This is a genomic window from Pseudoalteromonas arctica (assembly GCF_012927645.1).
Classification (GTDB): Bacteria; Pseudomonadota; Gammaproteobacteria; order Enterobacterales; family Alteromonadaceae; genus Pseudoalteromonas; species Pseudoalteromonas arctica_A.
This window is the reverse complement of record NZ_JABBMT010000008.1, coordinates 16278-41577: the sequence shown is the minus strand read 5'-3', so window position 1 is coordinate 41577 and position 25300 is coordinate 16278. Positions and strand designations below refer to the sequence as shown.

Sequence of the window (25300 nt, the reverse complement as noted above, 5' to 3'; positions counted from 1 at the left end):
CTAACTAGTATTAAGGGGAGATTTGCTGCCAAGCCAGATGCCAACTTTCGCCTACACCAGGCTCGTATAGCGGGTTGTTTTCTTCTTTGACATTGCAAAACTGGCTGAAAGGCCAAGGTTTGCATTTATAAATTAAGCCTGTTTTTGGCTGTAACACTTTTACACCCGCATTATAAGCACTGCATTTTTCAGGGTAGATATAGTCATATGCAGGCTTAACAGCTTGGCAATCATCGCATTTAGCAATACATTTAAACGTTAATTCCGCACGAGTAATCCCGCAACCTTCAAGTGTATAGATCTGATTGGAACGATAAGCAACAACCAAGCCTTGCTCAGTCATTCTTCCCGCTGCAACTAGTGGTATATGGGTATTAATATATTCAGCGACAAAACGCGGCCAATTATGTGGTCCACCTTGTTCTTCGGTGATAATTTCATATTTAAATGATAAATCGACTAGCTCTCCTTGCGTGTCATAAAAGGTCACTGTCACCATATCACCAACAAATAATTGGGTATGATGATTGAGACAACCTATTGGCATCCAATTTCCACAGGCCAATGACGTATGCATAAACAAAGCAACACCTTAATAACATCTAATAGGTACTATCCAGTATTTATTGGATAAAAGAAATACTTTTTAACTATATTGTAGGGCTGATGACACACAGTGAGGCTAATATTACCCTGTGCAACGGCCCCGCTATCTTAGTTTTAGCACACTAAAACCTTAGACCGGAAACTTTGCGTCCTAACCTTTCGATTAGTTTGCCAAAACAGCGTGAGTATAATCTGACATTGCTCAAATATCAAACTAAAGAAGGTAGCAGAAAATAAAAACCAATACTTAGGCATGTTAAAAAAACCAATACATCATATATTGGCTTTTAAGGTGTGTAATAACGAATTAAACTAACTATCTAATTGCTGTACTTTTCTACGTTTAAATAAGCGCCCAATCATAGTGAACAAAGCTTTAAACACCTTACCTACATCGCTCATTATGATGTACAAACACGGTACTAATATTAACGTGATTAAGGTTGCAAACATTACTGCAAATCCAAGCGCTACAGCCATAGGTATTACAAATTTAGCCTGTAAGCTGGTTTCAAACATAATCGGCAATACGCCCGCAAAGGTCGTGATTGATGTCAGCAATATAGGTCTAAAGCGTGCACAACCGGCCTCTATCACCGCATCTTTAATAGCGATACCTTCACGGCGAGCTTGGTTAACAAAGTCAGTCATAACCAGCGAATCATTAATAACCACACCCGCTGCGGCAATGATACCAAAGCCCGACATTAAGGTTAGATCTAAGCCAAACCAATAATGCCCCCATACAGCCCCCGTCAAACTAAACGGGATCACCGACATTACAATCAAAGGTTGCGCATAGCTTTTCAAAGGTACAGCCAACAAGATATATACTAAAATCATGCCACCAAAAAAGAACATCTTTTGCTGATTAGCTTGTGATTGCTGCTCTTCAATAGCACCGCCAAGCTCTGATTTAACACTTGGAAACTCTTCTTTGAGTTGAGGTAATAGCTTTTCTTTTACTTGTGTAATTACTTCATTTGGCTCAATCACTTCTTCGTCTATGTTGCCGTAAACATAAACAGTGCGATAACCGCCTTCACGACGAATATAACTAATACCAGGTGTTTCGGTTAGCTCAACCACATCACCAAGTAACACCTCTTTACCTTGCGGTGTGCTGATAACTGCATGCTTGAGCGACGAAAACGCTTCGCGAGTTAGTTTTGGATAACGCACCATCACCCGCACTTCTTCACCGCGGCGAATTACACGCTGTGCTTCACCACCGTAAAAACTTGCGCCAACTTGGTTTGCTATTGAAGCTAAGTCTAAACCAAGATCATAAGCCACAGGCTTTAAACTCATTTGCACTTCTTTACTTGCTGGATCGATGGTTGAGCTAATATCAAATAAACCGTCTTGCTGCTGCAATAATTGAATAAAACGACGCCCGGCATCATTTAAAGTGTCGATATCTGAGCCATAAAGCAAGTAACCAAACTCACCATTATTACCACCTTGCGTATTCACATCGTCATAAATAACAAGCGACTTAACACCAGCAATGGTTGGCATCGCTTTACGCCAACGACGAGAAAGCTCAAACGCGTTATAAGGACGTAAATCCTCTTCAACTAATGGTGCGAGTATTTGCGCTTCAGTACGACCTTGGTTAAACACGAGTACATCTCTAATTAGTTTTTGACCATATTCCCGCTCAGTCTCTTTATCAACGGCAATCACCATCGCTTCGATTTCACGAATTGCCTCAATGGTTTGTATATCAGAGACATTATCATTCATCTCTAAGTTGATCTGCGGATAGTCATGCGGGATCTTCGGCATAAAACCAGTACGCACATGGTTTGATGCAATCAAGGCAAAAGTGACGATAAGTAATGAAATAAACGAGAACAGTACCGCCCAACGCCACTCTACACAACGCACTATAAAGCGTCGATATGGTCCATTTACAAAACCAAAAAAGCGCTTATTAAAACGTGCTCGCCAGCTATCTGGTTTAATTGGCGAGAAGTTAGTGTGGGCAATATGTGCAGGTAGAATCAGCTTTGATTCTATTAAGCTGAATATTAAACACAATATAACCACGATCGAGATCCCAAAAAAGAATGCACTTTCAGGGCCTGTCGATAACGTAAATGGCGCAAATACCGCAACTGTGGTTAACACCCCAAAGGTTGCCGGGGTTGCGACTTTTTTAGCGCCATTAACCACATTAACAACTCCGCCGCCTTTTTTCTCTATTTCGGTGTAGGCGCTTTCTCCGATAACAATGGCGTCATCCACCACAATTCCTAGCACCATAATAAAAGCAAATAATGACAATATATTAATAGTGACACCAAATAACGGCATCATCATCATGGCACCTAAAAAACACAACGGTAAACCAACCATTACCCATAGCGCAAGCTTAAAGCGTAAGAATAATGACAACATAATCGCGACTAAAATTGCACCTTGGATCAGGTTATTAACCATCATGTCTAAGCGAGCATTTAGATAGTAAGTCATATCCATTAATGGCTCTAAGCGCACACCCGGCGGTAGCTCTTTATTTTTTTGATCAAGAAACGCTTTAACTGAATCCGCAACAGGAATAATACTTTGCTCTTCCGTCGCTTTGACTGATAAATAAACGGCGTTTTCGCCATTGAACTTAAAGTAACGTTCGCCTTCGGTGAATTGATCCTTAATAATTGCAATATCTTGCAGTAATACTTTCGCACCATTGTTGCCAATTTTTACTGGAATTTGACGAAACTCCTCACCAGAATACAGTTGGTTTTCAACTCGAACAGAAATGACCCCAGCATCGGTTTTTAATTGTCCAGCCGAAAAGTTAGCTGAATAGCGACGCACCGCGTTCGCTACATCCGATAAGGTTAAATTATATTGACGTAATGTATCGGGTTCTATTTCTATGGCAATTTCATCCAGCGGTACATCATTGACTACCAAAGATACATTGGATAGCTGTAACAGCTCATCTTCAATCCGGTTAGCTATCGGTTTGAGCTCATTCAGTGGGAGGTCGGCAACTAATGTCATGCCTATTACATCTTGACGAAATTCAATTTGACTGATAGTGACCGGTTCCATTCCTGCGGGGAAAGTCGCGATACCATCAACCCGCAACTTAATTTTATCCAATACATCGGTGAGCTCTGCATCAGTATTGATTTCTAACTGGGCGCTGCCGCCGTTACGAAATGCGCGATATACCCCTTTTTTAATTTCGGTAATATCTTTTAAAGATTCTTCAATCTTAACGAGAATACTTTCTTCCATCTCTTGCGGTGACGCGCCAGGATAATTCGCATCAATCGTAATGTAATTGATTTCAATGTTCGGGAACATTTGCCGTTGGATGGTTAAAAAACTAATGCTCCCCATTACTATAATGAAAACCATCATTAAATTAGCCGCTACAGAGTTATTAGCAAAATAGGCAATAATACCAGTCTGCTTTTCAACTGTTGAGTCTGGTGTATTTGGCAGTTCAGTGTTAGTCATAACGCAGTCTACCTTTTATAGTTTTTCACTGGTTGCACTATCAAGTGCATCAACTTTTTTAACATCCTGCACATCAGCGATTTTCACTGCCATGCCTTTTTGCGGATACTCAGGTAAGGTAATAACTAATTTATCATCAGCTTCTAAGCCATCGCTAATATAAAAGAACTCGCCCTCTTCGCGGATCACTTTCACTTTACGTGGCTCAAGTTGTTGTTCATCATTAACAATCCATACCATTTGGTTATTCACCAGCTCTTGCGGTAAACGATAGATATTATTAAGCATAGTGCCAGCAAAATTGACTTGTACATAACTGCCATATTTAATTGCCTGCTGCTTATTTACTAAACCATATGGGTCATCAATACGAACAACTAAGTTACTCATACGAGTTGCGCTATCAATAATACCTAAATCACGATCCACCACAGCTTGACGCGTAAATCCGTGTAAACCAGTTTTAATTACCGTTGCTGTAATACCTTTGACTCGTTCAGGTAAAAATACACTATCAAAACCCGCGATAGGAATAATCACTTCGGCTGTTTCAATGTTATTTAACTCGCCTATCTGTGTACCCATATTTACATATTGGCCCACACCAATATCACGACTTACAATCAGTGCATCATAAGGAGCTGTTACTTCGCAATTATCTAAATCACGTTGCGCACGCTTTAATCGCGCTTGCGCTGACTTAACCGATGCTTGCGCGCTAAGCACTTGTGGCTCACGTAAAAACAATGCTGTGCGCTCTTTACCTGGGAAGCGTTTTACTTCATCTGCTGCAACTTGTGCTTGCGCTTGCTCTTCGATGAGCTGCGCTTGAGCTTGTGCAAGTTCAGCTTCAGCTTGTAATAAAGCGGCTTGATAGTTATCTTTTTCAATAGTGAATAAGGTTTCACCACGAGCAACAATCCCACCAGCCACAAAATTAGGATGCCAACTAACCACTTCACCCGACACTTGTGCTGATAAATACGTGCTCTCCAATGGCCTAACCTCACCATAGCTATTAATGATAACCTGATGGTTATTAGCAGCCACAGGCTCAACCTTAACAACCGGTCGTGTATCAACAACTTCTTTTTTTTCTGGCTCTTGGGCAATCGCATTAATTCCCGCAAAGCCAACAATTCCTAAGCCAAGCGCGATAAATGGAAGTGTCCATTTTAATATCGTTGTTCGCATAATCAGTCCCCTAAATGCTTTACTAAAGCCATAATAACAGAGCTGAATGAAACATGAACGTGACATTTGTAAGGAACTGTTACAAAAATTCAAACCCTCATACAAGAGTGCTTAACTCTTATTTCAAAATCACTTGTCATATTTTGATACAAAAAAATAGTAGATATAAATCAATATATTAATGATTATTTTTGGAATTTCATCTTAGACTTGTTTTATCCAAAGCCGATTTGGGTACACTGAATACGATTTTTAACAAATAAAACAAAGAGTATAAAATGAAGTTAACAACCCTTACGCTAGCATTAAGTTTAGCTTTAGCGACCAGCGGCCACGCTTTAGCCACAGATAAAAAAGACGAAAAAAAAGACCAAACCATTGCCGAGCTGATCAAAGACAAAACCGAGTTTGCGGGGATATTTAGCCTCTATCAAGATGAGAAAACCGGCGAGCACCTAATGGTTATTGATGAGTCACAACTTGATACCCCGTTTGTATATTTTGCTCACACTGTTGATGGCGTTACCGACGCGGGGCACTTTCGCGGCGCATACCGTGAAACTAAGCTAATTGAATTTAGAAAGTACTTTGATCGTATTGATATCGTAAGTAAAACGCCTCGCTATCAATTTGATGAGAATAGCGCTATCGCCAAAGCGGCTGATGCGAACATTAGTGAAGCAGTGCTTGCCAGCATAAAAATTGAAAAACAAGAACAAGGGAAAATAGCTTTTAATGTAAACACGCTATTTTTAAGTGAGGCACTGCATAAAGTATCTCCTTGGCCAAACCCTGACGATAAAAATGCCAAAAAGCGTTTCAAAGTTGGCAAATTGAGCGATAAGAAATCACGTATAATCAAACAGCGTCCTTACCCTAACAACTTAGACGTTGTTGTTGATTATGTATTCGAAAACGCCAGCCCCAGTGTTCGCGGCTCTAGTGCAGTCAGTGATCCTCGTAACGTATCAGTAAAAATACAACATTCATTTGTAGCATTACCAAAAAATAGTTACCAACCGCGTATTGATGATGCACGTATTGGTTATTTCACCAATCAGTTTGATCAAATGACGTCGTCAGATTGGGCCCCGTATAAAGATGTAATCAAACGCTGGGATTTACAAAAGAAAGATCCAAGCGCTGCATTATCTGAGCCTGTAAAACCAATTACTTGGTGGATCGAAAATACCACCCCGATTGAGTGGCGCGACACTATTGCAAATGCAACTCTGGCATGGAATAGCTCATTTGAAAAAGCGGGGTTCAAAAATGCGATTGAAGTAAAAATCCAGCCTGATGATGCCGATTGGGATGCGGGCGATATTAATTACAACGTACTGCGTTGGACCTCATCACCAAAACCTCCATTTGGCGGTTACGGCCCAGCACTAGCAAACCCATTAACCGGTGAAATACTTGGCTCAGATATTATGCTTGAGTTTGTATTTATGAAAAACCGTTGGATTTACGACACCTTATTTACACAAGGCGCTATGAGTCACAGTAATGGCCCTGCTAATACCGGTGAACTGAATTGCTCGTTAGGTCATGAGATTCAACAAAATATGATGCTTGCAAATAGTTTATCTACAGGAGCAAGTATTGAAGATAAAGAAATACTACGCCAAGGCTTAACTCAATTAGTACTTCACGAAGTAGGCCATACATTAGGGCTAAACCACAACATGAAATCATCTATCTTGTGGGATGAGAAAGAGGTTCACGACCAAGCAAAAACACAAGGCATCGTTACAGGCTCCGTGATGGATTATGCTCCCGCGAATATCGCCCCAATTGGCGTCACCCAGGGAGATATTTTCCAAACAAAACCAGGTCCTTATGATGATTGGGCAATTGAGTTTGGTTACAGCCAAGCATTAACTGATGAGACTGCTGAGCAGCAACGTCTTGAGGCAATTCTGGCCCGCTCAACCGAGCACAAACTTGCATTTGGTAACGACGCCGATGATATGCGTGCACCAGGTCGTCATATCGATCCTCGCGTCATGATTGGCGATATGTCATCCAACCCAGCAGCATACGGTGCTGATCGTATGGCTTTGATCAACAAGCTATTCACTGAACTAAAAGATAAAGCCCGTGTTGCAGGCGAATCTCACCAGCAATTACTGACCTCTGCAAATAGTTTATTTGGACAATACCGCACTCAAGCAAATATCATTTCACGTCAAATTGGTGGCGTTTACGTAGAGCGTGCTGTTGTCGGCGCTAGTGATGCTATTGCACCATTTACTCCTGTACCATTGGAGCGCCAGCAACAAGCAATGCAAATTTTAGCTAAAAATGTATTTGCCCCTGCTGTACTAAGTAGCATGAAGCCGCTTTATAACTACATGCAACAACAACGTCGTGGCTTTAATCATTACGGTAAAAATGAAGATCCTAAACCACACAAAATGATTTTAGGTATGCAGAAGTCGGTACTTTCACAGCTATTACATCCAGCCGTAATGCAACGTATTTCAGATACCTCACTTTACGGTAATGAATATAGCTTAAATCAGTTTATGAACGATTTAACGGCAAGTATTTTTGTCGAAAGCAAAACGGCAAATTCTATTAGCCATAATTTACAGATCGAATACGTGAATCAGCTAATAGCTATTGCAGGCCTAAGCAAACCGAGTCAGCATGATAATCTCGCTAAAACAGCGGCACTTTATCAATTAACTCAAATTGCTGATAACAGCACACCTTGGGGTGCTGACACAGCAACTAAAGCACATAAAAAGTATATCGACCGCCTAATCAATAAAGCGCTCGAAGCATAATCAACAACGCAGATATACCAAGCCGCACTTTATAAGTGCGGCTTTTTTATTTTCGATATCGAACTATAATAATTAAAAAATAATCAGTTAGATCTTATTATTGCACTATTACATTATGCAAAACACAATGACCATCGGCTTGGCGACAAGTAAACGTCGTTTCAAAAACGTTATTTTCTGCGCCAATTTTTAGCATTAGATTTATCTAATATTAAGCTGCGACAGGTCGCATTTTATAATATTGAATACAACCAAGTTGCGCGGCATTAGTCAGTAAGATCATCACAAACGTTAAAAGATGCGAAATACTCGGGGCTGCCATCGCTAACTCTGCAAATAAACCACATACACCGGCGATAAACTGCAAACTAAAATAACGCGCACTTAGATTACTTATATCGCCGCTGCGCAAAGTTTTATAGGTTTGTGGCATCACGCGCACCGAGCTCATGATCAAGCCAACAAACGTAAGCCCTGTAAGTACATTAGCGGTCTCTAATTGTGGATTTACTAACAGTAAAAACGGTAATAATGAAAAACCTAGCATCGCGGCCAATTGAATTTGCTCTCTAGTTTTGGCGTTATATCGAGCAAAATAATACAAGATTAAGCCACTCAAACACCCGGTAACCACAAACGGTAGTACCATGTAGTAACGTTCAAAAAAGAGATTAAATGCAATAAAGTAAATACTTTGCGCCACCCCAAAAGTCATCATTAATAATGATAACCCCGATACACTGCGGTTTTTACGAATTTTATTTAGTAATGGTAAAAAGCTAAACACTAAAATAAATGATGATAAAATAGGCAGATAATGCGCCAAAGTAGACCTCGTTCGTTAGTAGTTGATTAATAAGTTAGCAGCTTATAAACAAAATAATAAATCAATGTAAACCACTGTTTTTATATGCTTTATATAAGGCGCGGCATTGTAAAGATCCTATAAAAACAAGCAACCATTTGTACAAAATAAACTCACGGCTACTGTGGCAAGTTAACCTTACAGTTTCCATTTTTAGACTGGCACTTTGTCGTTAGCAAGAAAGCATCCCATCGCATAGAATTGAAATAACATTGATAATTGTTATCATGCAAAAAATTTATTTTGACGACTCTTTACCTTATGAGAAAAGCACTTTTTAAAATACACAGTTGGATTGCGCTTTGTGCTTTAGTTCCACTTATTGTGATCAGTATAACTGGCAGCGTATTAGTGTTTAAAAGTGAAATTGATGGCTTACTGATGCCAGATAGTCACTTTGTCGTTACTAGTCACGCAGAACGCAAACCCCTTGATAAATTAATAGCGGTTGCTGAGCATGAATTTCCTAGCTATGTAGTAGGTAGTTGGGAAATATTTAATGATGACACTGCTGATCGGGTTTATTTGATCAAGCGCGGCACTGATACTTGGTATAAATTTCATATCAATCAATATTCTGGAGAAATACTCTCGCAGCCAGTTGGCACCAGTCACTACTTCACAGATTGGTTTTTAGAACTGCATTACACATTTTTGCTCAACGATTTAAAAACTCTACCTGGTCAAACCGGCACCGTTCTTGGGTTCTTTTTTGCAATCTTTCTATTTATCCTCGGCGTTACAGGCTTAATAATTTATCGTAAATTTTGGCAACGTTTATTTTCAGTACGCTTCAAGGCGACGCTGCAAATTGTGCTAAGCGATATTCATAAAATGACAGGGGTACTTGGCTCACCCATTATTTTAATTTTGGCGATCACTGGCGGCTACTTTAATTGGGCTGTGTGGTATCACGAGGTAGTCGAACACGCAGAAGAACAGCATTTTATACTCACTAAAAACTTACATAGCGATACCATTAACTTTCAAGCCATTCTAGATGACAGCAAAAAACAAATCCCGACATTTAATGGTACTTTTTTAGTTATGCCACTGGAGCCTGACGAAAACATTACGCTATTTGGTGAAGTTGATAGCAACAATCCACTGGCAAGCGAATACGCTAACACCGTTACTTATGATAAACAAACCGGTGAACATATAGCTAACTGGGATATTCGCGAGGTCGGCATTGGTTGGAAAGTAATTGATAGCTTTAGAAAATTACACTTTGGTTATTTTGCCGGTTTACTCAGTAAAATCTTATGGTGCGTGATTGGCCTAAGTCCAGTATGGCTTGCAGGCACTGGTTTTTACTTGTGGCTTAGCCGCCGTAATCGTAAAAAACAATCACAAAGAAATCGCGAGCAAAGGCGAACAGCGACAGCATTAAATACTTAACTTATACAAAGCGATAAAAGAGGCTCCTTGGAGCCTCTTTTAATTTATAGCGAATAATAAAACCCGAGCCAGCCTCTTAGTTCATCATCAAAGCTGTCGCCTTCTACTCTGACTAAGCCAAAATCAAGCCTCACATCATTGATACCTGCAGGGCCTAAGCCAAAACTAAAGGGCCCTTGCCATTTCACACCATAGCTTTGCCCGTAAACCTGCTGGTCAATCTGATGCTGTTGATAGTAAAACCATGGCATGCCTTCTGACCAGCTAATACCGCCACCATAACCTTGATAGCGTTTGCCAATAGCGCTGTAAAAGGGTAGTTCAGGTGCAAAAACAAAGTCACTGCGAATATTTTTTGATAATAATGAAGAACTAAATCCACCTAATAGCAACTCACTATCATCTCGATATTGCTGGCTATAATTGGCATACATAGGGATTGCCAGCGCTTTACCAAATAGCTGCACAGCAACATCATAGCCCTGCCACTTCTGTGTGTCGCTATCGCCACTATACCAACGTGCATCAATCGCTTGGCCAATAGCATAATCTTGCCTGTTATGGCTCCAAGATTGCTTCAAGCCGACTCTAAGCCACTGTGAATTCTGCCCTTGGTTGATATTTGTATCATCTATTTCTGAGTAAATATAAGCCAGCTCTGGCTGAATTCTAAACTCCCCAAAGCGTAGTGGTAAACTTGCAGCAAGGTAGCCACCTTGCACTGACTGTTCATTTAACAAGCTACGCTGATATTGCTTGCTAGCATTCAAATCATAAGAAAATAACTGGCTGTCAAACTTGATTGCAAGCGCACTGTAGCGTGCTTGGGCATAAATGCCTTGCAGTGCAGTGTCATGTAAATCAATGCTGTAGCCCAGCTGCCAATCTAATTGCTTGAGTAAATCGCTGCCTTTAATGCTCGCTGAAAATAATGCTGCGGAGGCTGAATGATATTGTTCACCTAACGCAAAAGTGGCTTTTTGCTGCCAGATATCATAGTGCGTTTGCTCACCAATGGGTTGTTGATATACTCGAGCTTTTGGCAAGGTGTGCTCATTCACAAGCAACAAAGGCGCAATACTCGTGGTAGCAAAATCGGTGATTTCTTCTTCGTTATTATTTATCTGTAGCTGCATAATGTCAGGGCCATCACTACTGATTGAAAAATACAGTAACTCACCGTCCGATAATGCCAGTGGATTAGCAACCGCTTGTTGACCTTGAGTCAGCTTGAACAAACGTTGTGTAGTTAAATCATAACGGTAGATATCCGTTGCTTGAGCTAATCCTGCAACAAAATAAAGCTGCTTACCATCCGCACTCCAACTTGGTTGTGATAAGTATTGATAGCCTTTTGGCATAGGAACTGCGACAGACTTTTGTTCTTGCAAATCTTGTATATACAACTGCCAATTATGATTAAACTCAGTTTTAAGAAAGGCGAGTTGCTGTTGATTGGGGCTAACTACAGGATAATCGTAAACCGTTGCTAGACTTTTTTTGAATAATGGTTGAGCTTGACCGGTTTGTAAATCAACTCGCACTAACTCTGAGTAACCGCCTTTAACCTGTTCTCCATAAAGTGTTTGCCCATTATCTGCAATACTAAAGCGCCGCAGGCCAGCTAAATCAGTTAGTTTGGTAACTTCACCGGTTTGCGTATCCCAGCTAAATATATCTGATATACGCTGATGATCGATGTGATCAACTCTGCTATAAGCTGAAAAATACAACACGTTGTCATTTAGCCATTGTGGATTTTGAATACCCGCACGGTTGATTTGATTCAAGACTTGCTTTTGCTTACGCTTAAACACCTTAGGTGGTTTATCTGCGATATCGTTAGGGTCATCTGTAAGCAACTCTTGCTGTATTTTTTGAAACTCTTCAGCAGCCTTAATGTTATCCTCAGTACTGTAAAGTTTTAACTGCGTTTTACCGTCTTGATCACGCTCCACCACCGCAAGTTGCTCGCTATTTGGTGATAAAGCGGGACCACTAGCATAATGATCTAACGCCAACCACAGCCCACTAATAAGTGACTGCTCACTTTCCTCTTTGCTCATTGCTTGATAGGTATACTCGGCAATAAAACGTCGATACAGCTTACTCGCTGAGCCACCAAATACCCCTTCGAATGCGTCATCAAATTCGCGCTGTTTTACTCCTTGCATACGCGTCCAAACAGCATCAAGGGTTTGCTCTGAATAGTTTTTCTCTAGCCAAGCTAAAAACCGTGCGCCCATTAAATACGCCATAGAGCCTGCCATAAAGCCACCATCAGTACTATTGAGCTGATCATAGCGAGGCAATGCTCCTTGCTGAGCAAACTCGATTAAAATCGCCTCGCTGTAGTTATCAAATAACCGACCACGCCCCGTCATTTTCGATTCAAGTAATGTTGCGTAACCCTCCGCCACCCAGCGCGGCATCTCGCTGTGTGTTAAATCGTATAAATCCCAAATGTTCCTGAGCTCTTGACGCCATTTACTGCGCGTTGGCTGTGCTAAATGCACTAGATGAATATACTCGTGCAGTACTAGTAATTGCTGCCAACCACTATTATTTGAGATCACTGTATCAGATTGAGGTGGTGTAGTGAAAAGCGCCATCAATGGCCTATTTGAAACCGGTAATGCAAAACCATTAGCGGCATTGAGTGGATCAAACACCACCACATCAACCGCTTCATCTAAAGCACGGTTTTGTTGCTCAAGCACTTTGCTGCGCACGATTTCTAATTCATTGGCCGCAGAGCGTGCCCAATCAGCATTTTCTTGACTGTAATGAACTTTAAAGTGTTCGGTATGAATAGTTTGCCATTGCACAGCGGCCTGTGTATGTGTGGCTAATAACAAAGTGGCGAGTAAGATTCTTTTCATCATATTCCCTGATCTCTTATTTTAAGTCCATTATTGTCATAACTTAGTCGAAAAAGAGAACATAAAAATGTAAGAGAACGTGAACCACCACTATTACGCTTTATCACCTAATAAAATACCATCCTAAGAACTTAAAAGTGGTCAATTACATCCAACTTCGTTGCTCAGATTCAGCTTGACACAGAATAAAGTCGATAATTTCATCTGCTTGCTCTGCTTTGATATAAGGCATAGTCACTGTGCCCGCAGCGAGTTGTATAGACAAGCTTTTCAAGCCGCTTTTCCGCATAAAATAAGTACTTACTGCGCACGTGCTTTGCGCTTTATATAATTCAAAAACTCGATAGTGCGCACTTATCATGCCACTGCGAAACACTGCGTAATATCGCCCTTGATAATGATAAAAATAATAACCGTATCGTCGATATGATAAGTACACTAACAAACTTAGCAGTACAACACAAAGCAAGCTATACACGGGGCTGTAACCTTCTCCTGCATAGCCCATAACTGCAATTAAAGCGCTCGGTAACAACGCATAAAAGCATAAATTTTTGATCAGTAACGCTTTTTCAGCGCCTTTAAAGTTGAGTGCTTTAAAATCAACGCCGGTTAAATTAAGCCAAGGATGAACCCACTGATAAACTTGCTTTACTTGCTCAAGAGTAAGTACTGGCATTACTAAGCTTTGCTTGCTCTTAGCGCCTGCGCTAAAGCCGCCGCCAGTTGCTTGCAAACACTGCACGGTATAACGTTTAAGTAGTCGTGCAATTAGGTTTTGCTTAATTAGCAGCGATTGCACTTTATCAAGACTCACCGACAACTGATGACGCTCTAATAATCCAGCAATGCGTTTAAATTTTCCGGCCTGAAAGTATAACTGAAAATTATAAAAGCGGATTAATGACATTAATACCGATAATAAAACGGCAACCAACACAACAAGCACAAGTATTGAAAACACAGCGAGTGCTGCGGCATCAACCAAGGTGCCCATTTCTTGTTGATAAAATGATTCTAAGCGATTGATCACCGCCGTTTCTAAAAACTCCAGCATTGCATTCATAAAAGGCGCAAGCGCTGCTAATGCCAAAATAGCCATATTCGACATCAAGCCAAATTTTGCAACTTCTTTATTGCTCAGCACCAAACATTGTTGTGGTTCGTTGCTATGTGTAGCTTCAAGTTGCTGCTTAGCTTCAGTTTGTTGTTGGGTTTCTTTATACGCCAAGACCCGCTCTCGCATCTGCTCTGCATACTGAGTAGTTACACCGGGTAACACCGCTTCTTGGCTAGTACTGCCAGCGGCATCAAAAATACAATTAACCAAACCCAGCGGCTTAAAATAAAACGGTTCGGTAATATTAACATTCTGCACTCGCAAAAAGTTAAGCGTTAAACGCTCTTTTTTAAACACCCCTTTATTGAGTAAAATTTCATGTTCATCGGTAATACAAAAGCGAAAGTTAATGTGGTAAGCAAATGAATAAACTAGCAATCCAACGATAGCGACAGCTACTGTTACTTGCCCCCAAAACAATTTATCTTCAACTTGCGTAACAAACACGACCATAATCGGTAGTAAGTTAAATACGCCATCTTTGACAAATCGAAAAGCAAAGTGCACAACAAAATAAACCAACGACCATGGCGATACACGCTGCCAAATTAAATTATCCATTTGCTGACTCATCAGTAGCTAGCACATCATCACTATTTTCTTTATCTATACTATTAACGGTTTGCCTTGCTTCTGTATACTTTTGGATAAACTGACGGATATTTTTACAATCATCATGATTTAAACCACTAATGTTGAGATCGGCGCTCATACCGCCAGCGCTGTACAAACGCAAGCTAGCCAAGCCCAGTTTTCGTTCTAAAGGGCCGCGATGTATTTCTGTGTGCTGCACTCGTGAGAAAGGTAAAATCGTCACCTGCTGCCAAATAACCCCTTTGCGATAAGCAATATCATGCTCACGCATAGCAATTCCTTTAAGCCGTATACTGACAACGTTATAAACTAGCGATATAACTAAAATAATTGGTAAACCAATCAGCAAGCTCGTTTGTGCCAGTGCTGCAAACTCCTGATTAAAAAAGCAAACAGCGCCTAATATTGCCGTTAATGGCAAATAAAACAGCAGCCAGTTAAGCTGAGCGTGCAGCAACGCTTTATTTGCCAGTGGCTTATATACTATTTGTTGATGTTGGGGTAAGACGTCCAATTGGTGGTTTTCGAACACTTTTTTTCCTTAATAAGCCAACGGTTTGATACATTGGCTTTGATTTATAGCAAAATCGCGGCTCTATATTATACCCAGCGAATAGTCGTCGCTAAGGTATGACTTTCGCCTGGCGCTACAATCACACTATCATCCATTACATTTGCCGCTTCAAGGCACAGCATTGTATGGTATTCATCATCAGCAAAATTTGATAAACGCTTTGACTTATCAATCCACGGGTTCCACAGCACACACGAGTTGGAATTTTCACGACCGACTTCAATAATTCCATCCGGAGTAATAATACGCTGGATAGCTGCGGCTTGGGTATAAACCATATCTGTTTCACGAGCAAAACCAACCAGTCCATCTTGATCAAACGGGCCCTCGCTAAACTCAATATATTTAGAACCTTGCAGGCCATCCACTTGGGTTTCCTCAATAGCTGGGGTTGGAAAATAGGTGTGCAGCGCTTGCGTGAAAGTAATAGTTTGGTCACTTAAATTCGTTGTTGTTAAGCGCACTTCAAGCTGATTAGTTAGTATAAATTCAACCTTTAGCTTTGATTTGTGTGGCCAGTAGGTTTCATCAACTTGTGCCATTGGCAAGGTTAAGCTAACGCGTATTTCATCGTCTTGCTCTGCAACTTCATCTGCTCGCCATAAGCTCGTACGTGCTACACCGTGAATTGCCCACTCAGGATTTGGATTGACACCAAACCATGGCCAACAAATAGGGATGCCACCGCGTATACTTTTACCTTCTTGGTAATCTTCCTCGTTTGATACCCAAATTAATGGCTTTTTGCCAGTTGGCGTGAATTCGGTGAGTTGTGCACCTTGTAGAAAAATTTTAGCGTTACAAAGCTCGCTTGCAACATTGATATATTCTAAACTAGTGTCAGTTTGTTCGATGCTTACAGATGGAGATAACTTCATTATACGTCCCATAAAAATGAAAAACCTATCTCACCTTACCCAATCCCCAACCAATTAGTAAATATTATTTAGTGAGTTTTTATGTCAAATTTATAATTTTTCACTATGTCACGACCTATAAACAAGAGCAGAACTAAAAACATTTAATTAAATAATAAGTAAATGAACCAAATTTAATTTCAACTCAAAGCAAGTAAAAAACAGCTATAGCTAACTGTAAAGCCAGAAATACAGTATAAATCGCCATTATCTATTTGAACTCTATTTATTAGATGTGTAATATTTATTGATTGCACTCACGCCTTGACCGTAAACCATCTGCGAATGAGATAAAAATGAAAAAATATGACGAATTACTGGTTTCTTTACGTAAAGTGATCCGCGCGATCGACCTCCATTCTAAGCAATTAAATAAAATCTCCGGCCTTACCGGTCCGCAGCTATTAATTATGACTGAAGTAGCACAAACTGATGGTATTACAGCCAGTCGCATTGCCCAAAATGTAAACCTGAGCCCTGCTACGGTTACCAATATTTTAGATCGCCTAGAAAACCGCGATTTGGTGACCCGTGTTCGCAGCCAATTAGACAAACGTCGAGTGAGCCTTTACCTCACTACAAATGGTCAAACAATTCTGCAAGCAGCACCACAACCGTTACAAGAACACTTTATTGAAAAGTTCTCAGCCTTAAACGAATGGGAACAAAGTCAGCTACTATCCTCAATGCAACGAATTGCCGCAATGATGGATGCACAAAGTATTGATGCCGCACCATTATTAGAAGTCGGCTTACTAACCCGTGCAGCTGATGGCAAACCGTCTGAGTAAACCATTAATAATAACTGATATAAAACAAACTATTAATACATAAGATATGACTGCTTAGCTTGGGTTAAAAGTACAATTAGTCTATTCTATACATACCTTTATCAAGAATAGTGATTTATCATGCTTAAACTATCAAAGTTAGCTTTCGCGACTATGCTAGGCGCAACAACAAGCGCCTCATATGCATCAGACATTGATGCTATGCAAGCTCAACTTACTCAACTGCAACAACAAATGCAGCAACTGCAACAACAGCTTGCAGCTGAAAAAGCAAAACAAGCCAAAGTTAATCAACAACTTGAAGAACAAACCACAACTCTCGCAAAACAAACTCAAGATAATACCGAAACAGCCCAATCAGGGGTTAAATTTGGTGGTGCAATTCGTACTAACTACAGCCATACCTCCTATAGTGATGGTAATAAAAACCGTGGCGGCGATTTTGATTTTGATATTTTCCGTTTAAATGTTTCTGGCGATATTGGTGGAGTACTGATCGGCGGAGAGATCCGTTTCTTTGATTACATGACCGCAATAAAATCAGCATGGGCAGGCTATCAATTTACTGATGATTGGCAAGTGCAAGTAGGTATCACTAAAGTACCGTTTGGTAATGATCCTTATAACTCCCATAACTATTTTTTTAGTGCCAACTACTACGTTGGCTTAGAAGACGATCATGATTTAGGCGTGATGTTTAAACGTAAAGTAGCTGATAACTGGCAGCTCGATTTAGGCTTTTTCAAAAATGATGAGCTCGGTGGTGTCGATGGTTATGTAGAAGATCGCAGCCATCGCTATTCGTACGATATAGTCGGTAGTCGCACGGCCGATGAAGGTATTTATGCCGATCCAGGCGTTAAAGGTGGCAACCCACTAGGCGAATACAATACCTTTACTGGCCGCTATGCCTACTTTTTTGAGCATGGCGAAGGTATGAAAACCGAAGTGGGCTTTTCCGCCTTAGCGGGTGGTTTACATAATGGACAAGATCGAGCTGGCAGTTACAACGCATGGGCACTGCATGTAAACAGCAATATCAATAATTGGAATATTCAGCTACAGCATGGTGAGTATGACTACAATATTGATAACACTAATCGTATTGCTGTGGGCGCATATGGGTTTTATGACTCTATCGCGACCGATGCAACCACTAGTAGCTTTAACGTCGCGTATAGCGTGCCGGTTGAGTGGGGTCCGGTCAGTAATCTACAATTTTATAATGATTACAGCGCGATCTATAACAAATCTGACAACACAGCCGATACTTGGATGAATGTTACCGGGGTATCTGTCGCGGCTGGCGGGTTGTTCACTTACTTTGACTTAGTTCATGCGCGTAACCAAGCATTTGTTGGTGGTTCCGTCGCTGGTGATAGTGATGAAACCGAGCGTCGTTTTAATATTAATATTGGCTATTACTTTTAAATAGTCCGTTCACCCAGCCTAGCTGCTGGGTGCCTTCTTTGGGTACCTACCCCTGTATACCCAAATCAACCCGCTGGGTGATTGAGCTGACTTGGGTATACAAGCTAATAAAACACATTCTTAAACGATAATAATTGTCATTACCGGAATAAACTGTTAGCATCCGACTCCTTTTTAGAAACGTACGGGTGTGCATTGGAACGATATTACGCTGAGGTTTTAAGTTTTATTTCTCGCTCTGTGGGCTGTCGTAATAAAGCAGAAAACATAGTTCAAGAAGCTTATACTCGCTTACTCAGTGGGCATATTAGCCGACCAAGCTTTGATGAAAATCACCAGCGGGCACTATTTTTTACCACGGCAAAAAACATTGTAATTGACCATTATCGTCGTAATCAGAAATTCGCAGACCCGATTGAGAGCGAACTCGTTGCGCCGTGCAATTATGAACCTGAAGCAAAATTAGCAAGCCAACAACAGCTCGATTTACTTTATACTTGCATTGGTCAACTGCCACAGAAAACCAAACAAGCCTTTGTGCTGTATAAATTTAAAAACCTCAGCTATCAGCAAGTGGCTGACCAAATGGATATTTCAGTGAGCATGGTTGAAAAACATTTAGCGACAGCTATGCTTGCATGTCGTAATGCATTAAAAAAATAACTGCGAGAATAATAACAATGACCCGTCATCAAACAGCAGTGCAACTTCAGCAGCAGGCAAACTATTGGCACGAGTTACAACGAACCGGTTTAAATGAACAACAACAGCAAGCATTTTTACATTGGCTAAATGAACACCCTGAACACCATGCTGTTTATCAGCAAAGTCAGCAGGTTGATCAACTACTGGCACAATTTGACAACATGCAAACAGCTGCAATTAACAGTAGCGTCAAACACTTTGGATTTAGCAAAGTCTGGGCCATCGCCGCCTGTGTGGCGATATTGATGATCAGCCTCACAAGTTATCAATTTTGGCCAAGCAGCAATAATCCAAATTTTAATGCCCAATACCGCTCCGCGCGGGCAGAACAACTTGATTTTGTGTTACCCGATGGCAGCAAGCTCAGCTTGGACGCACAAACACAACTGGCATTGGAGTTTGATACGAATCAAAGACTCACCCATTTAAAGCAAGGTCGTGCTTTATTTGATATTGCAAAAAATCCGCAACGACCCTTTATTGTAAATACTGACAGAGCCAATATTACCGTACTCGGTACTCGCTTTAGCGTTGATAACAAAAGTAATAGTACACGCATCAGTGTTGAACATGGCCGCGTAAAAGTACAAAGTACTCGACACTCACATCATCTCATTGAGCTAATACAAGGCCAACAAGCGGTGCTCAATGATCAAGGAGTCGATGTGCATAGTATGAACCCCAAACTAGTGGGTGCATGGCGTAACGGCCGTTTAGTATTTAACAATGTTCCACTCATCGAAGCATGTGCTGAGTTTAACCGATATCATGATGCTGACTTTAAATTTACCGATTTCAGTGTTAATAACATGATGCTTTCAGGCACTTTTACTGCTTCAGAGCTCGATAACTTTTTAGCGTTATTGCCACATGTGTTGCCTGTAAAAATTGAAAAAAATAATAATCAAATAGTTATAAGTAAGAGTTAATAAGATTCAAAAAAACTTAAAAATTTATTGAGGGATTCTCATTTTCATTCGTTTTCATATAAACCTATTTGCTTTATATGGAACAACCGCAATGCTCACCACTTCGCGACACAGCTCAAAGCTGACCACTACTGCTCTTGCCTTAGGGCTTGTATTCAGCCAGCCTTTAGCAGCTCAAACGCAGGCAACTATAGTCACTTTTAATATTGCTCCGCAACCACTTAGTCAGGCCCTTAACCAACTTGCAGAACAGGCAAATATGAGTTTAATTGCCGATGCAAGCTTACTTAAAAACTTACAAGCACCCGCTTTGTATGGGCAAAAAACAGTTCGTGATGCATTAGTGCAAACCTTGCAAGGCACAGCAATAAAAGCTGAAATAGTGGGCAATACTATTATCCTCAAAACAGCTACCACAACAGCAACAAGTATTAGCCCTACTGTAAAGCTACAACCTAGCTCAGCGAACAGTGGCAAACAATATGGTATCGAAGTTATTGTTGTCAAAGGCGACCAAATTCAACTCAACCGTGAACCGTTAGAGCGCAGCAAAGGCAGCTCAAATTCTGATATTTTTTCAACTCATACTAGTATTGAAGCTAATAACCTACGTAATGAAGCCGGAGCCCTTGATATTGGTATTCGTGGTGTGCAAGGCGAAGGGCGCGTACCAGTATTTATTGATGGTAGCTTACAATCAACCCATACCAATCGCGGTTATATGGGCACATCCGATCGTACTTATATCGACTCTGACTTAATTAGCACCGTTGCTGTCGAAAAAGGTTCATCAGTAAAAGGCAGTCTATTCAATGCTGGCGCTATCGGTGGTACGGTTAACATCACCACTTTGAGCACCAGTGACATCCTCAAAGCAGGGCAAAACTCAGGGGCGTTAATAAAACTAAAAACCTATAACAATAACCATATGCCCACCGTCAGCGATAACGCATACCAACAACAGTATTATCTAATACGTAACCATAATAGTAGCAGTGATTTTGATAACGGCGCCATCATGCTTGCTGGTGCATACCAAACCAAGAACCTAAAAACAGTATTTGCTTACAGTAATAAAAAAGTTGGTAACTATTTTGCTGGTAAAAATGGCTATGAAAATTTTGTTGAAGAATATGAATGGGGCGGAAAAGGTTTACCACCGGTCAATCAGGGGGGGGAAGTGGTCAATACTAGCTTCGAGAGTGAGTCTTATCTCGCAAAAGCACAGTATGCATTTAATGAAGAGCATGAAATAGAGTTAAATACTCGCCATCACCAACAACAAGCCGGTGAAATGTTAGCCTCATACTGGCACAAACAAAAAGAAGGTGATTTTTGGAGACTACCAAATGGCGAGTTTGGCTATATTCCTGCTGGAATTGAAACCATGCCACAATGGCAACCAGGTTCTGCACTGGTTAATAGTGCCAGCGCCTCGTATCGTTACTTACCAACCAATAACACATTAGTTGATTTAAAAGTTAATGCGTGGACTACGAATGCAAAACTAAATCAATATAATGCATTAGGTAGTAATTTTGGCCCTAATGCACTGCAGTATCTGCACGAATACAGTAACCAGCGCCAAGGTTTAGGCATATTCAATACCTCGTCTTTCAACATGGCAGCTATTCCGACAACATTAATATATGGTGTTTCTTGGCAAGACGAAGTTTTAAAGCCAAAGCCAGGATCTGTAGAAAACTTTTACGGAGACCTAACTACTTCTCGTAATGGTAAACAAACTGAGCGTAGTTTATTCATCAATACACACCTTGATTTAGACCCTGTGGGGCTTTCACTAAATCTTAACCACCACGACTCAAAAAGCACAGATAATCAGACTGAATCAATCCAAAAATTTGATCCTAAAACAGATATAACAGCACAAATTTATTACCGAGTACTTAGTAATACCATCTTAAAAGCCAAGTTTAGTCACGCTTACAGAATGCCAAACTTATATGAAACAACTGTATCAAACGAAGTATTTTCATATTCACCTTATTACCCTATAACCCCCGAAACCACTCATTCATTTGAAACGGGTATAGTGAGCAACTTTAGTGATCTATTAATTAATGGTGATAAACTAACCCTATCAACAACATACTTTGATACCCAAATTAATAACATGCTTGCAACGGCTAACCTGCCAAATAAAGATCCCAATCAGCAATCATGGGAGCTTTCAAAATACACTTTTATAAACTACGATAGTTTTAAACTGCCGGGTATTGAGCTGGCATTAGATTACCAAGGCGATTTTTTTTATAGCTCTGTTTCTTATACCAATTATACCAATATAGAAATGTGTTCAAGTAAGTTTGTTAGCATTGAAGGGGTTGAGCGATGTAATAGCCAAGGCTTTTCAGGCAGTCTTACGCCACTGCGTATTCCTCCAAAGCGCAACCTAGTCGCGACACTGGGTAAAACATTTCTCAACGACGCGTTAGATAGCGGTTTAATTTATAAAGGTCATTCTGAAAAATACCACCCATCAGGCTTTTTAAGTGGCACAGGGGCAAAAGCCATTACCTGGATCCCAGCCAGTTACCAGCTTGATTTTTATATCGACTACCAGTTTAACGACAGCGTCAGTGGCTATACCACAGTGACCAATTTAACCAATCGCTACATAGTGTCATCTGGTTCTATAGTAGCCATGCCTGAGCCTGGCCGCACTATAACGCTTGGTCTTGAGTTTAAATTATAGCCAAAAAATGGCGGCAAATTAGCCGCCTTCTCAATCTTAAATTTAACGAATAAACAACCTTTAATACCGTTAAGGAAAAAACATGACAGCAGCAGTAAGCGCCCCATCTCGGGCATTAAAACTTCGTCAAGGTACTGCCGATTTACATGACAATATCGACAAAAGCATTATGGCAAAAGACCCTTTTGCCAGCGTAGATAACTATGTACAATTTTTATCACTGCAATATCATTTTCTAAAAGATGTAGCGGCTTTATATGAGCACTGTGAATTAAAAAAACACATCGATGATTTAGCATCTCGTCGTCGTTTAGGTTTATTAGAGCAAGACTTTGCTGATTTAGAGCGGGCATTACCTAATAGCACGCTGACCCCATTGGTTGATAACAATACAGATTTAGCAACAGCACTGGGTTGGCTATATGTTGTTGAAGGCTCAAAAGTTGGCGCTGCTATGTTAGGAAAACAACTTCAAACTCAACTACACTATACAGGTGAGTTTGCTGCACGCTATTTAGCAGGCCCTGGAGCTGGGCGTGGCAGTGCGTGGCGTCATTTAATACAATTAATTGATAGCATCGAACTGTCACAAACTCAAGAGCAAGCATTAATCGATGGTGCTCGCCAAGCATTTAGCCGTTTTCAACTTTATCAGGCACAAGTCTATTCATGAATTTAAAGGTAACTTTAGTCACGTATAAAAATATTGGATACCAACTGTTAGGGTTAGCCTTGGTTGGACTGGGTATTATTGGCATTGTTTTACCGGTAATGCCCACCACTATTTTTTTCATTTTGGCATTAGCATGCTTTACTCGCTCGTCCCCAAAACTCGCGGCTTGGTTACTTAACCACCCTCGTTATGGCGCAACTTTGCGCCATTGGCAAAAGCATAAAGTAGTGCCAGTAAAAGCAAAATGGTTCGCAGGTATAGGTATGCTATTTGGCTTTATATTATTGCTACTATCATCACCACCTTGGTGGGTTATTATATTAGTTGCAATAATTGAAATGGCTGTGATGGCGTATTTAATTTCTCGCCCATCAAAACCACTTTAATCTTGGATCGCAATGTAAATTTGCAAATAAAGTTGTTATAGTTAATACAAATGATTACCATCTAGTAATTGTTATAAATCAACTACATTATTTATGCCGTTAATAAATAAACGAACTTTATATAGTACCAGCCGTGCATTACATATTTACTTATCAACAGCATTGCTGTTTTTACTGATCCTGTTCTGTATTAGCGGCATTATTCTTAATCACGTAGATTGGCTTGAAGGCGATAAAAGTGACGGCCAATTAACCGCTCAACTCCCTACAGAGCTAATAGCACAAGCAAAAGAAAACCTAAACTCGCTACCCTCTTTATACCCGCAAATAGAAGCTTACTTAGCTAGTGAGCATGGTTTAACGAAAGTAAAAAGCATTGATTGGGAAAAAGAAGACTTCTTAGTCATGCTCGACTACCCACTACCTGCAGGCTTTGCCTTCGCAGAGCTTGATTTCATTAGTGGCGAACTGAACCTCGAATATCAAACTGGCGGCTTTTTGAGCTTAATTGGCGATTTACACAAAGGTCGTCATAGCGGCAAAGCATGGAGCTGGGTAATTGATATATCAGCCGTATTAATGATTTTATTTGCTATCACTGGGATACTCATTTTATTTCAAAATAGAAAAAAACGCTTAGTAGGGATATGGCTAACAGTGCTCGGGATCGCGACACCGACAGTCATTTATTTATGCTGGGTTCCGCAACTAAAAGGAGTATCTTAATGCTAAAACTTAATACCTTAATTAGCGCTGTTGTTTTATTTACAGCGGCCTTGTTTCAACCTCATGCGAATGCCGCTGAGCTTGAAGTAGAACTAACCTTACCTGATCTAGACGTACAACCTTACCATCGACCTTATGTCGCAGTTTGGCTAGAAACCCCTGAGCGTAAGCATGTAACCACGGTTGCCTTATGGGTTGAAAAAGCAGAATGGTTTAAAGACTTACGCCAATGGTGGCGTAAAGCAGGTAAAAGTGACGCTAATTTTGATGGTGTAACTGGAGCCACTAAACGCCCAGGCAGCTACACAATTAATTGGGACGGCAAAGATCTAGACGGCAATACCGTTGCGCCAGGTCAATACCTACTTAATTTAGAAGTTGTACGTGAAGAAGGTGGCCGAGATTACACCCGCGTTGAACTTGATTTAAATAAAGACGGTAAAATCACTATTGATGGTACAAATGAATTTTCGAAAAGCTTTGTCACTATTGTGAGTAAGTAACAAGCAAAC

Annotated in this window: 19 protein-coding genes and 1 riboswitch; of the genes, 11 read left to right on the top strand and 8 right to left on the bottom strand. The window is 40.6% G+C overall.

Annotation, left to right across the window (positions count from 1 at the left end; all coding sequences use genetic code 11):
- Positions 1–10: 10 nt before the first annotated feature.
- The 3 genes from HHO47_RS07115 to HHO47_RS07105 all read right to left on the bottom strand — a co-directional run bounded on the left by HHO47_RS07115 (position 11) and on the right by HHO47_RS07105 (position 5283).
- Positions 11–577, bottom strand: a complete 567-nt coding sequence (locus HHO47_RS07115; RefSeq protein ID WP_169019671.1) for a chitin-binding protein — start codon at positions 575–577, stop codon at positions 11–13.
- Between the two features lie 119 nt (positions 578–696).
- A riboswitch (cyclic di-GMP riboswitch) is annotated at positions 697–789 on the bottom strand.
- Between the two features lie 129 nt (positions 790–918).
- A complete protein-coding gene (locus HHO47_RS07110) occupies positions 919–4089 on the bottom strand; it encodes an efflux RND transporter permease subunit (RefSeq protein WP_169019670.1) in 3171 nt (1056 codons plus the stop codon).
- Between the two features lie 15 nt (positions 4090–4104).
- A complete protein-coding gene (locus HHO47_RS07105; protein ID WP_169019669.1) occupies positions 4105–5283 on the bottom strand; it encodes an efflux RND transporter periplasmic adaptor subunit in 1179 nt (392 codons plus the stop codon).
- A gap of 278 nt (positions 5284–5561) precedes the next feature.
- Here HHO47_RS07105 and HHO47_RS07100 point away from each other — a divergent pair, with 278 nt between their 5' ends.
- Entirely contained in the window at positions 5562–8078 is a 2517-nt protein-coding gene (locus tag HHO47_RS07100) for a zinc-dependent metalloprotease (RefSeq protein WP_169019668.1), read from the top strand.
- Positions 8079–8289: 211 nt separating this feature from the next.
- Here HHO47_RS07100 and HHO47_RS07095 read toward each other — a convergent pair whose 3' ends face one another.
- Positions 8290–8904, bottom strand: a complete 615-nt coding sequence (locus HHO47_RS07095) for a PQ-loop repeat-containing protein (protein ID WP_169019667.1) — start codon at positions 8902–8904, stop codon at positions 8290–8292.
- A 300-nt stretch (positions 8905–9204) separates the two neighbouring features.
- On the opposite strand from HHO47_RS07095, the gene HHO47_RS07090 reads away from it, so the two are divergent.
- Complete coding sequence (locus tag HHO47_RS07090; protein WP_169019666.1) at positions 9205–10344, top strand: PepSY-associated TM helix domain-containing protein; 1140 nt, start codon at positions 9205–9207, stop codon at positions 10342–10344.
- A 44-nt stretch (positions 10345–10388) separates the two neighbouring features.
- On the opposite strand, the gene HHO47_RS07085 is transcribed toward HHO47_RS07090, so the two are convergent.
- From HHO47_RS07085 to HHO47_RS07070, 4 genes are all read right to left on the bottom strand, one after another.
- The gene (locus HHO47_RS07085; protein WP_169019762.1) at positions 10389–13226 is read right to left on the bottom strand and encodes a TolB family protein; all 2838 of its coding nucleotides are present in this window, start codon (positions 13224–13226) and stop codon (positions 10389–10391) included.
- Positions 13227–13371: 145 nt separating this feature from the next.
- Positions 13372–14907 (bottom strand): PH domain-containing protein, encoded by a 1536-nt coding sequence (locus HHO47_RS07080; RefSeq protein ID WP_169019665.1) that lies wholly within the window; start codon positions 14905–14907, stop codon positions 13372–13374.
- Entirely contained in the window at positions 14900–15472 is a 573-nt protein-coding gene (locus HHO47_RS07075) for a PH domain-containing protein (RefSeq protein WP_169019664.1), read from the bottom strand. Before HHO47_RS07075 ends, HHO47_RS07080 begins: the two co-directional genes overlap by 8 nt.
- 68 nt (positions 15473–15540) lie before the next feature.
- On the bottom strand, positions 15541–16392 hold the full coding sequence (locus tag HHO47_RS07070; protein WP_169019663.1) for a D-hexose-6-phosphate mutarotase: 852 nt from the start codon (positions 16390–16392) through the stop codon (positions 15541–15543).
- A 335-nt stretch (positions 16393–16727) separates the two neighbouring features.
- Here HHO47_RS07070 and HHO47_RS07065 point away from each other — a divergent pair, with 335 nt between their 5' ends.
- The 9 genes from HHO47_RS07065 (at position 16728) to HHO47_RS07025 (ending at position 25291) form a co-directional block, all read left to right on the top strand.
- Positions 16728–17222, top strand: a complete 495-nt coding sequence (locus tag HHO47_RS07065) for a MarR family winged helix-turn-helix transcriptional regulator (RefSeq protein WP_169019662.1) — start codon at positions 16728–16730, stop codon at positions 17220–17222.
- A gap of 120 nt (positions 17223–17342) precedes the next feature.
- A complete protein-coding gene (locus HHO47_RS07060; protein WP_169019661.1) occupies positions 17343–18653 on the top strand; it encodes a porin in 1311 nt (436 codons plus the stop codon).
- Between the two features lie 195 nt (positions 18654–18848).
- Positions 18849–19316, top strand: a complete 468-nt coding sequence (locus tag HHO47_RS07055) for an RNA polymerase sigma factor (protein ID WP_169019660.1) — start codon at positions 18849–18851, stop codon at positions 19314–19316.
- A gap of 17 nt (positions 19317–19333) precedes the next feature.
- The gene (locus tag HHO47_RS07050) at positions 19334–20287 is read left to right on the top strand and encodes a FecR family protein (protein ID WP_169019659.1); all 954 of its coding nucleotides are present in this window, start codon (positions 19334–19336) and stop codon (positions 20285–20287) included.
- Between the two features lie 91 nt (positions 20288–20378).
- Positions 20379–23003 (top strand): secretin and TonB N-terminal domain-containing protein, encoded by a 2625-nt coding sequence (locus tag HHO47_RS07045; RefSeq protein ID WP_169019658.1) that lies wholly within the window; start codon positions 20379–20381, stop codon positions 23001–23003.
- An 82-nt stretch (positions 23004–23085) separates the two neighbouring features.
- Positions 23086–23676, top strand: coding sequence for a biliverdin-producing heme oxygenase (locus HHO47_RS07040; RefSeq protein ID WP_169019657.1), 591 nt, complete (start codon positions 23086–23088; stop codon positions 23674–23676).
- Positions 23673–24062 (top strand): YbaN family protein, encoded by a 390-nt coding sequence (locus HHO47_RS07035; protein WP_169019656.1) that lies wholly within the window; start codon positions 23673–23675, stop codon positions 24060–24062. The genes HHO47_RS07040 and HHO47_RS07035 overlap by 4 nt, the downstream gene beginning before the upstream one ends.
- A 93-nt stretch (positions 24063–24155) precedes the next feature.
- The gene (locus HHO47_RS07030) at positions 24156–24788 is read left to right on the top strand and encodes a PepSY-associated TM helix domain-containing protein (protein ID WP_169019655.1); all 633 of its coding nucleotides are present in this window, start codon (positions 24156–24158) and stop codon (positions 24786–24788) included.
- On the top strand, positions 24788–25291 hold the full coding sequence (locus tag HHO47_RS07025; protein WP_169019654.1) for a DUF2271 domain-containing protein: 504 nt from the start codon (positions 24788–24790) through the stop codon (positions 25289–25291). Before HHO47_RS07030 ends, HHO47_RS07025 begins: the two co-directional genes overlap by 1 nt.
- Positions 25292–25300 lie beyond the last annotated feature (9 nt).

Excerpts from the sequence above, each read along its gene's own strand:
- HHO47_RS07050 (WP_169019659.1), top strand. The coding sequence starts at position 19,334 with ATGACCCGTCATCAAACAGCAGTGCAACTTCAGCAGCAGGCAAACTAT.
- HHO47_RS07110 (WP_169019670.1), bottom strand. The coding sequence starts at position 4,089 with ATGACTAACACTGAACTGCCAAATACACCAGACTCAACAGTTGAAAAG.
- HHO47_RS07070 (WP_169019663.1), bottom strand. The coding sequence starts at position 16,392 with ATGAAGTTATCTCCATCTGTAAGCATCGAACAAACTGACACTAGTTTA.
- HHO47_RS07030 (WP_169019655.1), top strand. The coding sequence starts at position 24,156 with ATGCCGTTAATAAATAAACGAACTTTATATAGTACCAGCCGTGCATTA.
- HHO47_RS07035 (WP_169019656.1), top strand. The coding sequence starts at position 23,673 with ATGAATTTAAAGGTAACTTTAGTCACGTATAAAAATATTGGATACCAA.
- HHO47_RS07080 (WP_169019665.1), bottom strand. The coding sequence starts at position 14,907 with ATGGATAATTTAATTTGGCAGCGTGTATCGCCATGGTCGTTGGTTTAT.
- HHO47_RS07085 (WP_169019762.1), bottom strand. The coding sequence starts at position 13,226 with ATGAAAAGAATCTTACTCGCCACTTTGTTATTAGCCACACATACACAG.
- HHO47_RS07045 (WP_169019658.1), top strand. The coding sequence starts at position 20,379 with ATGCTCACCACTTCGCGACACAGCTCAAAGCTGACCACTACTGCTCTT.
- HHO47_RS07115 (WP_169019671.1), bottom strand. The coding sequence starts at position 577 with ATGCATACGTCATTGGCCTGTGGAAATTGGATGCCAATAGGTTGTCTC.
- HHO47_RS07025 (WP_169019654.1), top strand. The coding sequence starts at position 24,788 with ATGCTAAAACTTAATACCTTAATTAGCGCTGTTGTTTTATTTACAGCG.
- HHO47_RS07100 (WP_169019668.1), top strand. The coding sequence starts at position 5,562 with ATGAAGTTAACAACCCTTACGCTAGCATTAAGTTTAGCTTTAGCGACC.
- HHO47_RS07105 (WP_169019669.1), bottom strand. The coding sequence starts at position 5,283 with ATGCGAACAACGATATTAAAATGGACACTTCCATTTATCGCGCTTGGC.
- HHO47_RS07040 (WP_169019657.1), top strand. The coding sequence starts at position 23,086 with ATGACAGCAGCAGTAAGCGCCCCATCTCGGGCATTAAAACTTCGTCAA.
- HHO47_RS07090 (WP_169019666.1), top strand. The coding sequence starts at position 9,205 with ATGAGAAAAGCACTTTTTAAAATACACAGTTGGATTGCGCTTTGTGCT.
- HHO47_RS07060 (WP_169019661.1), top strand. The coding sequence starts at position 17,343 with ATGCTTAAACTATCAAAGTTAGCTTTCGCGACTATGCTAGGCGCAACA.
- HHO47_RS07065 (WP_169019662.1), top strand. The coding sequence starts at position 16,728 with ATGAAAAAATATGACGAATTACTGGTTTCTTTACGTAAAGTGATCCGC.